This is a genomic window from Cellvibrio japonicus Ueda107 (assembly GCF_000019225.1).
In the GTDB taxonomy this organism is placed as follows: Bacteria; Pseudomonadota; Gammaproteobacteria; order Pseudomonadales; family Cellvibrionaceae; genus Cellvibrio; species Cellvibrio japonicus.
On the sequence record NC_010995.1, the window covers coordinates 1,267,898 to 1,281,378 of the forward strand.

Annotated in this window: 13 protein-coding genes; 7 read left to right on the plus strand and 6 right to left on the minus strand. The window is 53.0% G+C overall.

All coding sequences use genetic code 11. From position 1 onward, the window contains the following. The first annotated feature begins 16 nt into the window (after positions 1-16). The 5 genes from CJA_RS05270 (at position 17) to CJA_RS05290 (ending at position 5,221) form a co-directional block, all read left to right on the plus strand. Positions 17-610, plus strand: coding sequence for an NUDIX hydrolase (locus tag CJA_RS05270; protein WP_041551140.1), 594 nt, complete (start codon positions 17-19; stop codon positions 608-610). Positions 611-940: 330 nt separating this feature from the next. Further along, the gene (locus CJA_RS05275) at positions 941-2,569 is read left to right on the plus strand and encodes an AMP-binding protein (RefSeq protein ID WP_012486723.1); all 1,629 of its coding nucleotides are present in this window, start codon (positions 941-943) and stop codon (positions 2,567-2,569) included. An 85-nt stretch (positions 2,570-2,654) separates the two neighbouring features. Further along, positions 2,655-3,584 carry an SPFH domain-containing protein gene (locus CJA_RS05280; RefSeq protein ID WP_012486724.1) on the plus strand — a complete coding sequence of 310 codons (930 nt, stop codon included), beginning with the start codon at positions 2,655-2,657 and terminating at the stop codon, positions 3,582-3,584. Between the two features lie 8 nt (positions 3,585-3,592). Then, positions 3,593-4,069 carry an NfeD family protein gene (locus tag CJA_RS05285; protein ID WP_012486725.1) on the plus strand — a complete coding sequence of 159 codons (477 nt, stop codon included), beginning with the start codon at positions 3,593-3,595 and terminating at the stop codon, positions 4,067-4,069. A 12-nt stretch (positions 4,070-4,081) separates the two neighbouring features. Continuing rightward, positions 4,082-5,221, plus strand: coding sequence for a patatin-like phospholipase family protein (locus CJA_RS05290; RefSeq protein ID WP_012486726.1), 1,140 nt, complete (start codon positions 4,082-4,084; stop codon positions 5,219-5,221). Positions 5,222-5,289: 68 nt separating this feature from the next. Here CJA_RS05290 and CJA_RS05295 read toward each other — a convergent pair whose 3' ends face one another. Together CJA_RS05295 and CJA_RS05300 are read right to left on the minus strand one after the other, a co-directional pair. Continuing rightward, the gene (locus CJA_RS05295) at positions 5,290-5,793 is read right to left on the minus strand and encodes a DUF934 domain-containing protein (RefSeq protein ID WP_012486727.1); all 504 of its coding nucleotides are present in this window, start codon (positions 5,791-5,793) and stop codon (positions 5,290-5,292) included. Continuing rightward, positions 5,777-7,441, minus strand: coding sequence for a nitrite/sulfite reductase (locus tag CJA_RS05300; protein WP_041551143.1), 1,665 nt, complete (start codon positions 7,439-7,441; stop codon positions 5,777-5,779). Before CJA_RS05300 ends, CJA_RS05295 begins: the two co-directional genes overlap by 17 nt. A gap of 268 nt (positions 7,442-7,709) precedes the next feature. Here CJA_RS05300 and CJA_RS05305 point away from each other — a divergent pair, with 268 nt between their 5' ends. Further along, positions 7,710-8,375 carry an RluA family pseudouridine synthase gene (locus tag CJA_RS05305; protein ID WP_012486730.1) on the plus strand — a complete coding sequence of 222 codons (666 nt, stop codon included), beginning with the start codon at positions 7,710-7,712 and terminating at the stop codon, positions 8,373-8,375. Positions 8,376-8,571: 196 nt separating this feature from the next. Continuing rightward, positions 8,572-9,570: a glycoside hydrolase family 16 protein gene (locus tag CJA_RS05310; protein WP_238526826.1), complete on the plus strand. Its 999-nt coding sequence runs from the start codon at positions 8,572-8,574 to the stop codon at positions 9,568-9,570. 63 nt (positions 9,571-9,633) lie between these two features. On the opposite strand, the gene CJA_RS05315 is transcribed toward CJA_RS05310, so the two are convergent. From CJA_RS05315 to CJA_RS05330, 4 genes are all read right to left on the minus strand, one after another. Further along, positions 9,634-10,494 (minus strand): DMT family transporter, encoded by an 861-nt coding sequence (locus CJA_RS05315; RefSeq protein WP_012486732.1) that lies wholly within the window; start codon positions 10,492-10,494, stop codon positions 9,634-9,636. Between the two features lie 232 nt (positions 10,495-10,726). Continuing rightward, positions 10,727-12,379, minus strand: a complete 1,653-nt coding sequence (locus tag CJA_RS05320; RefSeq protein ID WP_012486733.1) for a cation acetate symporter — start codon at positions 12,377-12,379, stop codon at positions 10,727-10,729. Beyond that, positions 12,379-12,699 (minus strand): DUF485 domain-containing protein, encoded by a 321-nt coding sequence (locus CJA_RS05325; protein ID WP_012486734.1) that lies wholly within the window; start codon positions 12,697-12,699, stop codon positions 12,379-12,381. Before CJA_RS05325 ends, CJA_RS05320 begins: the two co-directional genes overlap by 1 nt. A gap of 183 nt (positions 12,700-12,882) precedes the next feature. Next, a complete protein-coding gene (locus CJA_RS05330; protein WP_012486735.1) occupies positions 12,883-13,479 on the minus strand; it encodes a response regulator transcription factor in 597 nt (198 codons plus the stop codon). Positions 13,480-13,481: the final 2 nt, after the last annotated feature.

The window sequence follows — 13,481 nt, forward strand, 5'->3', positions numbered from 1 at the left end:
TCCCTCGCGAGGTTTCATGAAAAACGCGTTGCTTGAACCTTTGCGCCAACAGCTTTTACCTTTGCCTGACAAGCTACTGCCAGGTGAATCCCTCTACGGCCAGGCGGCTGTGCTGGTACTGATCAGCCGCACCCCGGAACCCAGTCTCCTTTACACCAAACGAGCCGATCACCTGCGCTCACACGCGGGGGAGGTCTGCTTTCCCGGCGGTCACTGGGAGCCTGGGGATCTCCATCTGGCGGATACCGCCTTGCGCGAAACCTGGGAGGAGATAGGGTTATCCTCTTACTCCATAGAATTACTGGGGTGCCTTGAGCCAGGACATACCCGTGCAGGAACTCCTGTACAGCCGGTGGTGGGCACCTATGATCCCCATGTGCCTTTGGTGGCTAATCCGGCGGAGCTGGATGTTATTTTCCAGGTTCCTTTGGCGGATTTTCGGCGTGGTATTCAGGTTCGTACGGATCGTATTTTACGGCAGGGGATTGAGTATCGGGTTCCGGCCTACCGCTATCAGCATTATGAGATATGGGGGTTTACCGCGGCGATAACCGCCCGTTTGTTGAAATATCTGGACAATTCGGCTGACGTACCTGTAGGGGTTCTATAGCGTCAGGTGTATGTCAGGGAGAGGTTGTGATTAACAAGATGATGAGGGATAACATGGGGAATTTATCCAATAACCCGTGTCTATCCTGAGCCGTGTCCGGCAGGCGCTTTACTGCGTCCTGGTGAAATCGCTACGGCATCGGTAGATTATCTCATCCATTCGGGCTATCTTTTGATGGCTCATGATGGAAACCGTCACTATTTGACGCAGTTTTTTACGATTCCGGTTGACCACTTCACCGTATCAACTGCCATCTACACAGGTGGTGAACCCGGTAATAAGACTGCCTGCGAAAATTTTTGAAAAACACAATAACAAGGGAGGCCTAGCATGCCATTGAATTACAACAGAACAATTGCTGACGTATTTGCGGAATCTTGCAGGGAATTTGCCAGTGCTCCCGCATTTACCTGTATGGGGCGTACGCTCAGCTATGCGGATCTGGATCGACTATCGGGTGCCTTTGCGGCGTATCTGCAGCAGCATACCTCCCTCAAACCGGGAGATCGTGTTGCGGTTCAATTACCTAATATTTTGCAATATCCAGTAGCAGTATTTGGCATCCTGCGTGCCGGTATGGTGGTCGTCAATACCAATCCACTCTACACAGCCCATGAAATCAAACACCAGCTCAATGATTCCGGTGCAAAAGCACTGGTTGTATTGGCGAATATTGCCAAAAATGCGGCTGCGGTTATTGCGGAAACCAATGTCGAGCAGGTTATCGTTACAGAACTTGCTGATTTACACACCCCTTTTAAACGTGTACTGCTGAATTTTGCAGTGAAATACGTAAAAAAAATGGTGCCACCTTTCCAGTTTCCTCACCAGGTTCCTTTTAATGAAGCGCTTGCCAAAGCCAGTGTGTCTTTCACGCCAGTAACACGCGACCACGAAGATATTGCAGTGTTGCAATATACGGGGGGGACTACAGGTGTTGCCAAAGGGGCCATGTTGTCCAATCGCAACCTGGTTGCCAATATGCTGCAAGTCAACGATCACATGAAAACCGTGTTTCGTCCCCAGCAGGAATTTTATGTGGCGCCGCTGCCGCTTTATCATATCTATTCGTTTACCATCCATTGCACATCGGCCATGGCATTGGGGAATCACAGTTTATTGATCCCCAATCCGCGCGATATTCCCGGATTTGTGAAAGCCCTGAAGCAGGTTCCGTTCACTTTTTTCGTGGGACTTAACACGCTTTTTAACGCCTTGTTACGCAACCCGGATTTCCAAAAATTGGATTTTAGTCATCTTCGCTTATCATCGTCTGGCGGCATGGCATTAACGACCGAAACTGCCCATCATTGGGTGGAATTAACCAAGGCACCCTTGACGGAGGGATATGGCCTGACAGAAACCTCACCGGTACTGTGTATTAATCCGGTGGATAATGTGCAGTTAGGAACCGTTGGTATTCCGGTAATGGATACAGAGTGTAAGGTCATTGATGAGCATGGAAACAGTTTGCCAACCGGAGAGGCTGGTGAATTGTGTGTGCGAGGTCCCCAGGTTATGAAAGGTTACTGGCAGCGCCCTGACGCTACGGCTGAAGTGCTGGATGCCGATGGTTGGTTTAAAACCGGTGATATTGCGATTATCCAGGCGGATGGTTTTGTCAAAATTGTGGATCGCAAGAAAGACATGATTAACGTGTCCGGCTTTAAGGTGTTTCCCAACGAAGTCGAGGATGTTCTTTGCAGCCACCCGGATATTATTGAGGCTGCTGTTGTGGGTATTCCCGATGGTGACGGCAGCGAACAGGTCAAAGCCTTTATTGTGACCTCCAATCCTGAGTTGAGCCTCGAACAAGTACGTAAATATGCCAAGGAGCAACTGACTCCCTATAAGGTGCCCCACCTGGTGGAGTTTCGCAAAGAATTACCCAAAACCAATGTGGGTAAAATTTTGCGCAGGGAATTGCGCGATCAGGAAGTCGCTGCGAAAAAGGCGTGATCAGCATTTATCTGACTGCACAAACCCGCGCGTGGTAATTCACGGGCGGGTTGTTTTTTCTGAATAACGGTTAAAAGGAGTCGCTATGTTTGACGTAATTGATAGTTCTGTCATTATTTTTGTTGCACTTGCCATCTTTCTGATTATGAAAGTGGTAAAGAGTGTACCCCAGGGGCATAACTGGACAGTAGAGCGTTTCGGAAAATTCACCCGCCTGTTGCATCCCGGCCTGAATTTAATTGTGCCCTTTATCGATAACGTTGGCCGCAAGGTGATCGTTATGGAGCAGGTACTGGATATCCAGCCCCAGGAAGTGATCAGTGCGGATAACGCTATGGTTACTGCAGATGCCGTGTGTTTTTTCCAGATAATGGATGCGGCAAAAGCCTCTTATGAAGTCAATAACCTGCATCACGCCATGCAAAACCTGGTAATGACCAATATTCGTGCAGTCCTGGGTTCTATGGAGCTGGACCAGATCCTGTCAAATCGCGATAGCATTAATACCAGCCTGTTGTTGAAGGTCGATGAAGCGACATCGCCCTGGGGTATTAAGGTCACGCGTATTGAAATTAAAGACATTACCCCGCCGCGCGATCTGGTCGATGCAATGGCAAACCAAATGAAAGCCGAGCGTGAAAAGCGGGCGCAAATCCTGCGTGCAGAAGGTGAGCGCGAGGCAGCCATTAAAGTGGCAGAGGGGGAGAAACGCGCACAGATACTCAAGGCGGAGGGCGCCAGGGAAGCAGCATTCCTGGAAGCTGAGGCGCGTGAGCGCGAGGCCCAGGCAGAAGCCAAAGCCACCCAGTTTGTCAGCGACGCCATTGCGGCAGGCAATCCCCAGGCGATCAATTACTTTATTGCACAAAAATACGTGGATGCCCTGGGTACATTGGCGGCTTCGGATAATGGAAAAGTTATTTTAATGCCGCTCGAAGCCTCCAGTGTGATTGGTTCAATCGGCGGTATTAATGAGCTTATTAAATCAGCGGTTGATTCCTCGGCTAAAAAATAGGTGTAGCCATGATCGATTTTTTTCTGAACCTGCAGGCCTGGCATTGGCTGACACTTGGCATTTTTGTGTTGATCCTTGAGCTGTTGGGCGCGGGGGGATTTTTGCTGGGGATCGGTATTGCCTCATTGGTTGTAGCGAGTGTGTTGGCGCTGGTTCCCGGACTGGGATGGCATTGGCAGTTCGTTATTTTTGCTGTGTTGTCTGTCGTTGTAACACTGGTGTATTGGAAACGCTTCCGTCGCTTTAATGAAAAAACAGAGCAGCCATTACTCAATTCACGTGTACAGAGACTGATTGGCCGCAAGGTGCCTTTATTAACGCCTATTACCAATGGTCGCGGTAAAGTCCAGATTGAAGATGCCTTATGGACGGTTTCGGCAACACGGGAGCTTGCACAGGGGACGGCCGTTGTGGTTACCGGTGCAGAAGGCATGACGCTTTTGGTGGAAGCCGTAGAAACTGTGGCAGATGAGAGTAGTACTTAACGATAAGAACCCATGAAACGAGCTTTGGTTTTATCGGGCGGTGGTGCCCGCGCTGCCTATCAGGTAGGTGTGTTGCAGGCACTGGCTGAATTAATTCCCGATTCGCTGGAAAATCCATTTCCGATTATTTGCGGCACTTCTGCAGGGGCGATCAATGCACTGGCATTGGCTGCACATTCCGGTGGGTTTAAGTCGGCGGTTAACTCCCTTGCCGGTATTTGGCAAAGCCTGGAAGTTGGCCAGGTCTATAAATACGATTGGTGGGATATTGTCAAAGGTGTAGGTTATGTCGGTATGTCGCTGTTCAACCAGGGGGTTGGCAGTGGCAGGCCATTATCGCTATTGGATAATGCGCCACTGTGGACCCTCCTTGGCAACACCATCAATTTTGAAAACCTGGATAAGGTGATCGCAGATCGAAAACTCTGGGCAGTCAGTGTCTCGGCAACCGGGTATACCTCCGGGCACTCGGTGAGCTTTTTCCAGGGGCAGCCGGAAATTGAAGCCTGGGCGCGTTATCGCCGACTGGGAATGCGCACCCAGTTGCGTCTGGAACACTTGATTGCATCCTCCGCCATTCCCACGATTTTTCCGGCAGTCAGGATTGACCGTGAATATTTTGGTGATGGAGCCCTGCGTCAGTTAGCACCGATCAGCCCGGCATTGCACCTGGGGGCGGATGCGCTGTTTGTGATTGGTGTCAGCGGCAATCGCCGTGCAAGCAAGGCGAACCGCCGTGTGCCTCTGCGCCATTCTCCCTCGATGGGACAAATTATCGGCCACCTGTTTAACAGTGCCTTTGTGGATGCGCTGGATAGCGACCTTGAGCATTTGGAGCGAATGAACGAGCTGCTTCACTTTATTCCTGAGCAGCAGCGCCTGGATGCCGGTATCCAGCTTCGCCCGGTGGACAATATGGTGATTTCTCCCACGGCGCCGCTGGATGTTATCGCTGGCCGCAATATTCGCTATTTGCCCAATAGCCTGCGTTTTTTCCTGCGCGCCATAGGGGCGACGGCTCGCGGTGGCGGTGCAACTGCTGCCAGTTATTTATTGTTTTCTAATGAGTTCATTACTGACCTGATGGAGTTGGGACGGCAGGATGCGTTGGCGGATGCCGAAAACATCAAGGCGTTTTTTGCAGAGCGTTAAGTCCCTGATTGTGAACCCTAAAAAACGCCGCGGTTGCGGCGTTTTTTAGGGTCGGTGTGCACACACTATCAGGCGCGACGGCGGAACAGCGGCAGTGGCTGATCAACAGACGCCTGATAATATTCCTGGAAGTCGTTCAGGGATTTTACGGCTTCTTCCAAACTGGTTTCACTATTGGCAAATGCAAAGGCGTTGACACCGCAGCGGCGCAAATAACACAGTTGGTCGCGGATAAAGTTGCCAATCGCGCGCAACTCGCCGGTAAAACCATAGCGTTCGCGCAGCAGGCGCGCACTGGAAAAAGCCCGGCCATCCATAAAGAGCGGGAAGTTAACGGCAATCACCGGGAAGCGTTTGGCGTCTTCACCAATCTGCTCTGCGCTTTCATCGCTGTCCAGCCACACACCTATATCGGTGCGCGCCTGCAGGCTGTCTTTCTGTGCATTCCACACGGAGAGGGGCACAATCACCTGGCCAGCAGGTACTTCTGCACTGATGGCATCCGCTTCGGGTTTGGCGAGCAGTGTCCAGGTATCATCGACGATAGCGCCATCTTTAATGAGCTTTGACATAAACTTTCTCCTTGAAGGGAGCAGCACCTATACGGCGGTAGGTGTCGATAAACAATTCTTCATCGGTGCGGTTGGCAACATAAACGTCGACAATTTTTTGAATAACCGATGGCATTTCCTCGGCGCTGAACGATGGGCCAAGTACATCGCCCAGTGACGCATCGTTACTGGCGTTACCGCCCAGTTGCACCTGATAGAACTCACGTCCGCCCTTGTCCACACCCAGGATGCCGATGTGACCCACATGGTGATGGCCGCAGGCATTCATGCAGCCGGAGATATTCAAATCGAGGTCGCCCAGGTCGTATACATAATCCAGGTCTTCAAACTGGCGCTGGATGGCTTCGGCAATAGGAATGGATTTGGCATTGGCGAGTGAACAAAAATCGCCGCCGGGGCAGCAGATAATATCGGTGATGGTGCCGATGTTGGGGGTCGCGAAGCCGGCAGCTTTGGCTTTTTGCCAGAGGCTGAACAACTCGGTTTTCTTCACATCGGCCAGCACCACATTTTGCTCATGGGTGGTACGCGCTTCGCTGAAGCTGAATTCATCGGCCAGGTCGGCAATGATTTCCAGCTGGGTATCGGTGATATCACCCGGCGCCACACCGGTGGGCTTGAGTGACAGGGTGACGGCGGCATAGCCGGGCACCTTGTGGCTGCGCACATTGCGCTGCAACCATTTGCTAAAGGCGAGGTTGTCAGCGGCTTGCGCTTCCAATGCAGCCTGGGCGGCATTGTCATCAATCGTGTCGTAGGCGGGGGCGGTGAAGAAGCCCTTGGCGCGCTCGATTTCTTCACGTGTCAACTTGTTGTAGCCGTCTTTCAGGTGCTGCCATTCATCTTCGACTTTTTGTGCGAAGACTTCCGGAGTCAGGGCGCGTACCAGGATTTTGATGCGGGCCTTGTATTTGTTATCGCGGCGACCGTAGAGGTTATACACGCGCAGGATGGCTTCCAAATAGGAGAGCAGGTCCGCTTCCGGCAGGAAATCGCGTATGACGGCACCTATACAGGGGGTGCGGCCCAAACCGCCACCCACATAGACCTGGAAGCCTACATCGCCCTTATCGCTGAGCAGGATCTGCAGGCCGATATCGTGTACCTGTACGGCGGCGCGATCCCGGGTGGAACCGGTCACGGCAATTTTGAATTTACGCGGCAGGAAGGCGAACTCCGGATGGAAGCTGGACCATTGGCGAATAATTTCACAGTAGGGGCGAGGATCGACGCTTTCGTCGGGCGCTATACCGGCAAACTGATCCGAGGTGGTGTTGCGAATACAGTTACCGCTCGACTGGGTACCGTGCATTCCCACTTCAGCCAACTCGGCGAGGATATCGGGTACTTCGGTCAGGTCGGGCCAGTTGTACTGGATGTTCTGGCGAGTACTGACATGGCAATAGCCTTTATCGTAGTGGCGTGCGATATGCGCCAACTTGCGCAATTGGGTGGAGTTGATCATGCCGTAGGGCACATTAATGCGTAGCATAGGCGCCAGGCGCTGGACATAGAGGCCATTTTGTAAACGCAGCGGCAGGAACTGTTCCGGCGGAAGCTCACCCGCCAGAAAACGGGTAGTCTGATCGCGAAACTGGGCGATACGCTGACGCAAAATGCTGTGGTCGTATTCGTCGTAGATATACATCGGGGTACCGGTTGCTTGGGTCTTAAAATAAGGCGCGCAGGATACAGGAAAAGAGCCCTTCCCGCGAGTTTTGGGGCCGAAAAATAGCAGTCCTGGCGACAAATGTGAACAAACCTTTGGCGCTAAGCATGTTCCTGAAAGTTATCCATCTGCACAGTGTTTTACGCTTATCGACTGCACTGATAAGAAGCCTCCTGGTATCGATCGATGAAGCCGGTGTATAGCGGGGCTGGTATCATGGCACTCCCTGTTAATTGCATAAAATACTATGGCCAGTCCAATCGATCAGTTGATTGTCCTTCCCCCTTGTCAGGAGGACATTGAGTTGTTGCGTGAAGATGAGGATTTCCTGCTGATCCACAAACCCACACGCTTGCTCAGCGTGCCCGGTCGCCATCCGCAAAACCGCGATTCCGTCATTGCCCGCCTGCTACCGGATTATCCGGGGGCGACCATCGTCCATCGCCTGGATTTTGATACCTCCGGGGTCATGGTCATTCCTCTGAACAAGCCGGCCTTATCCCATATCAGCAAGCAGTTCCAGGCCCGAAGTGTCAGCAAACACTACACCGCAGTGGTCGCTGGCCTGGTCGGGCAGGAGCAAGGTGTGATTGACCTGCCCATAGCATCGGGAGAGGGGCCTACCTATAAAATTTGCAGGACAAGCGGCAAGCCATCAGTGACGGAGTTTCGTGTACTGGCGCGCGATCAGGCGGCTAACACCAGCCGTTTGGTGTTGCACCCGATTACCGGGCGCTCCCACCAGCTGCGTTTGCATTTGCAGGCCATAGGTCATCCTATCCTGGGGTGTGAGTTCTATGGTGGTACCTATGCCAGTGCTGCACCGCGTTTGTTGTTACATGCCACGGATCTGGGGTTTCGGCACCCATCAACTGGTGCGTCGGTCTTTATTGAGCGGATGCCGGATTTTTAGGGGATTTTATTGGGTAAGTGTCAATTCGACACTTACAGATTTGATTAATTAAGGTTAACCCTTGTTAAGTTTCCCCGGTTTTTCCTGTTACCTGTGGACAACGTTGTCAAATGTGAAAACAATGGGCGGGCCGGGTATTGCTTTGTTAAGTGGATATCCGGGTATTCCTGTATTTTTTCACAATAAGAGAGCAATTATGAGCAACGATCTGACACATCAGCGGCTTGGGTATTGGGGCGGGTTGGCATTGATGGTGAGTGTATTGATGGGCTGCGGCTCTTCTTCCGAACCGGGCGCGCCCAGTGCATCCTCATCCGCCTCTTCAGCTAATGAAGCGACGGCTATCTTTTTCGACGATTTTAATTACGCTGACTATGCCGCTTTTGAAGCGAATGGGTGGCGGACACGTACTGAAACCGGGCATCCGGGCATACCGGGAGCGACCTGGTCAGGACAGGGGCTGAGTTTCCACCATGATATTGCGGATACCCACCAGGGCGCAGTGCGCATGAGTTCTGTCACCGATGGCACAGGCGCGAATACTCGCCATACCCAGTTCTGCCATGCGCGCAAATACCGTGAGGGAACCTATGCCGCGCGCGTCTTCTTCCGCGATGAACCGACTTACGGCCCGGATGGCGATGAGGTTATCCAAACCTTCTACGCGATCAGTCCGCTGAAAGCCCCCATGGATAAGGATTACAGTGAAACCGACTTCGAATACCTGCCTAACGGTGGATGGGGTCACCCGGAAAAGCCGGCCATGTGGGTAACCTCCTGGGATACTTTCCAGTTGGAGCCCTGGACCAAGGTTAATGAGTTCACCCGTAAAGAGGGCAGCTATGCCGGTTGGCGCACGCTGGTATTAACGGTGATGGATAACCAGGTTCGCTATTACGTGGATGGAGCGCTGTTTGCGACACATTCCAGCCAGGTTTACCCGGAAGATTTTATGTCGATTAATTTCAACCTCTGGTTTGTTCCCAAGGGCGCCGATGGTTCAGAGGGTGCGCTGGATTCAACCGGGTTGCGTGAATACCAGGAAGATGTGGATTGGGTATTTCACCAAGCCGGTGTGGCCCTGAGTACACAGGACGTGGAGTCCCTGGTCGTAGAGTTCCGCCGCCAGGGTGTTGCGTATACCGATGCGGTACCAGAGCAAAATCCGCCCCTGCCGTCGCCTTGTGGTCTTTAGTTCCGGTCTGTATGGCTTGTGTACCACCAAGGGGTTGCCCTTGGTGGTTCGACGGGTTGATTCCTAGCGTGCGCCCAGCCAGGCACCGGTACTGGTTGCCAGTAAACCGGCTATCAACCAGGCATTCAGTGTTTCGCCGAGGATCAATGAAGCTCCAATTCCCGCTATTGCAGGCACCAGGGCCATACAGGCGCCGGTCCTGGCCGGCCCGAGCCGGGTGATGGCGGCCATGTAAAACAGCATGGCGATAATCACTACAATGATGCCCTGGTAAATACCTTGTACAAGAATATCGTTTGTCGATGCCAACCCAATGGCCTTGGGCAGCAGTAACAGGTAAATCGGTAAAAAAATCATGGCGGATAAGAGCGCACCGCCAATTGCCATTTCCCAGGGGCCCAGGCCGGAGCGTTTAGCCAAAATCGTATAGGCAGCCCAAATCAGCGATGAGGTAATCATTAACAAATCACCCGGCAGGGTATTTTCACTGCGGGAAAAAATATCGATACCCAGGCAGATAATACCTATCGCGATAACAGGTAATGCCAGGTACAGGTGACGGCGCAGGGGTTCCTTTAAAAAGGCATAGGCCATCAGGGGAACAAAAAATGGCAAGAGTCCGGAAATTAATACCGCCCCATGGGCAGCCGGTGCATATTTGAAGGCGGAATAGACCACCAGCGAATAGCCGATTCCTCCAGTCAGTGCCAGCGAGAGCATGGTTTTATTCAATAGTGGAACGGGCTTCCAGAATAGCCATAGCGGCAACAACACAATGGCGGCTACCCCAAAACGTAACGCGGTAATATCGAAGGCATTTAACACACTGGTTCCACCCATACGGGCAACCAGTACAAAACCGGACCAAATTAAAATCGTACCAGCGACAAAAAAATAGCCGCTTTTTGACGGGGAAACTTGCATGGGGGCTCCGCAAAAAACCTCAGGGAGTCGGGTCACCGTAAACCGGTGAGTGCTGTGAAGGGCGCTGCCAGTATATACCCGATAGCGGGAATTGCGGGGGTAGATAATCTGTAAATGTTTGGCTCAGCAGTGCAACAAAAGTGATTGCCTTGCCAGTCTGTATTGCCAGGGTATTGGTCACAAGCTCACTCGGAGCTTGTGACCAATAGGTTGTTATCCAGGCAGGTTTATCTTAGTGGTCAGATGCTTCGGCGGCGCCTATGCCGGTTTGTGAGCGCACAAATTGGGCATCGAAGGCGGCTTGCTCCTGTTTGGCCGTGGCAGAGTTATCCAGCAGTGAGAATACCCAGATGCCGATAAAGGCAACGCTGATCGAGAAGATCGCCGGATACTTGTAGGGGAAGATAGCCTCTTTAAAACCGAAGGCATCCACCCAAACGGTGGGGCCGATAAAGACCAGCACTACGGCGGTGAGCAGGCCCAAGGCACCGCCAATCACTGCACCGCGGGTCGTCAGGCGACGCCAGTACATGCTTAATAACAGGATGGGGAAGTTGGCGCTGGCCGCGACACAGAAAGCCAGTCCCACCATAAAGGCAACGTTTTGGTTTTCAAACACAATGCCCAGCAGCACCGCCACAATCCCGAGGATAATGGTTGCGATACGCGATGCGCGGATTTCCTTTTGCTCATCGCGCTTATCCTTGAGGATCAGGGTGGCATAGAGATCGTGGGAGATCGCGCTCGAACCGGCCAGGGTTAAACCTGAAACCACTGCCAGGATAGTGGCGAATGCCACGGCGGAAATAAAACCCAGCAGCATATCTCCACCCAGCGCGTGGGACAGGTGAATTGCTGCCATATTGGCGCCGCCGGAGAGCACCCCATTGGTGAAGTAGTCCGGGTTTTTCAGCAGCAACACAATGGCACCAAAACCGATAATAAACGTGAGTATGTAGAAGTAGCCGATAAATCCGGTGGCATAAAACACGGAGCGGCGCGCCTGTACGGCATCGCGCACCGTGAAAAAGCGCATCAGGATATGCGGCAAACCGGCTGTACCAAACATCAATGCCATGCCCAGTGAAATCGCCGAAATGGGATCAGACACCAGTGTGCCGGGGGCCATAATTGCCGTGCCTTTGGCGTGTACCTGGGTGGCTTCAACAAACAGGGTTTCCATGCTGAAACCAAACTGCGCCAGTACCAATACGGCCATCAGGGTAGCACCGGACAGCAGCAGTACCGCCTTGATCAGTTGCACCCAGGTTGTCGCCAGCATGCCGCCGAAGGTCACATACAGGGTCATGAGTACCCCCACGATCACGACTGCCCACTCATAGCGCATATCGAACAGCAGCTCGATTAATTTACCCGCACCCACCATTTGCGCAATCAGGTAGAAAATAACCGTTACCAGCGAGCCGCTGGCTGCCAGTATGCGGATAGGCTTTTGTTGCAGGCGGAAGGAGGCCACATCGGCAAAGGTATATTTGCCGAGGTTGCGCAGGGGTTCTGCAATGAGCAGCAATACGATCGGCCAGCCGACCAGGAAACCAATCGCGTAAATCAGGCCATCAAAACCCGAGGTGTACACCAGGCCGGCAATCCCCAGGAACGAGGCTGCAGACATGTAGTCTCCGGCAATCGCCAGGCCATTCTGGAAGCCGGTAATGCCACCGCCCGCGGCATAAAAATCTTTAGCGGTTTTGGTACGCCGTGCCGCCCAATAGGTGATCACCAGGGTAACAGCCACAAAGGTGACGAAGGTGGCAATGGAGGTAAGGTTGACTTCGCCCCTGGCTCCAGCGCTGGCCCAGGCGGCAGAGGCAGTGATCAGGGCGAGCAATGCAGCAAAGGCGCTGAAGAGTGAAAGCAACTTCATTATTTGTCCCCCGCCTTGGTGCGTATGGCTTGCGCTAGGGGCTCAAGTACCTTGTTGGCATAGCGTACATAGATGCCGGTAATAACCAGGCAAAACAGGATAATGCCGAGGCCCAAGACAACACCCAGTGACGTGACACCCTTGCCAATGGGCTCACCCAGGGCCTGCGGGAAAAAGGCAATCGCCAGGATCAGCGCAAAGTAGGCGAGGATAGTTACGCTGGCCAGCGGCCAAAGAATACGGTGGCGCGCCCGGGTGAGGGCAGTGTATTCGGGAAGCCGTTGCAAATCGTCGAGGGTCAGGGATTCATTGGCGGACATGATGATTCCTTAATAATTGTTATTGTGGCGCGAGTCGGATACGTCGCTCTGCGTCGCTGAAACAGGCTGCTGCGGACAGCGGCGCCTGATGCCGATGAGTTGATCAGCGCAAGGATAATAGCCTGATTGTCCTGCTAAAAACTAGCGTCTAAAGCCCGCTTGCATACAAGCTGGCGGGGCGGGTCAGATCCAGCCTTTTTGGCGTGCAATACGCGCGGCGTCCACCCGGTTGGCGGCGTTAAGTTTGGCGATGGCCTCGGACAGGTAATTGCGCACCGTACCTTCGGACAAGTGCAGGGTATTGGATATTTCGGCGGTGGTTTTGCCCTCGGCGGCCAGGCGCAATGCACGGCGCTCCTTATCATTCAGTGGGTCGGTTTCCCCCAGTGCCATCATGGCCAGTTCACCATCGATCACACGCTTGCCTTCCATGATTTTATAGATAGCGTCGATCAGCTGGTCGGAGGGGGCATCTTTGAGCAAAAAGCCGGAAACGCCCATATCAATCGCGCGGCGGATATAACCTGAGCGGCCAAAGGTGGTGATGATAATGATTTTGGTGGGCAGTTTTTGCTGCAACACCCATTGGGCCAGCTCCAGGCCGGAGCGGCCGGGCATTTCGATATCGGTGAGCAGAATATCGAAGCTCTGCTGCTTCATCATCAGCCAGGCGCGGTCGCCATCTTCCGCCTGGGTAATTTCAAAACCTTCCTCCATCCCAAGCAGGGCGGCAAGTGCACCGCGCACCATGGATTGATCTTCGGCTAATAAAATTTTCATGG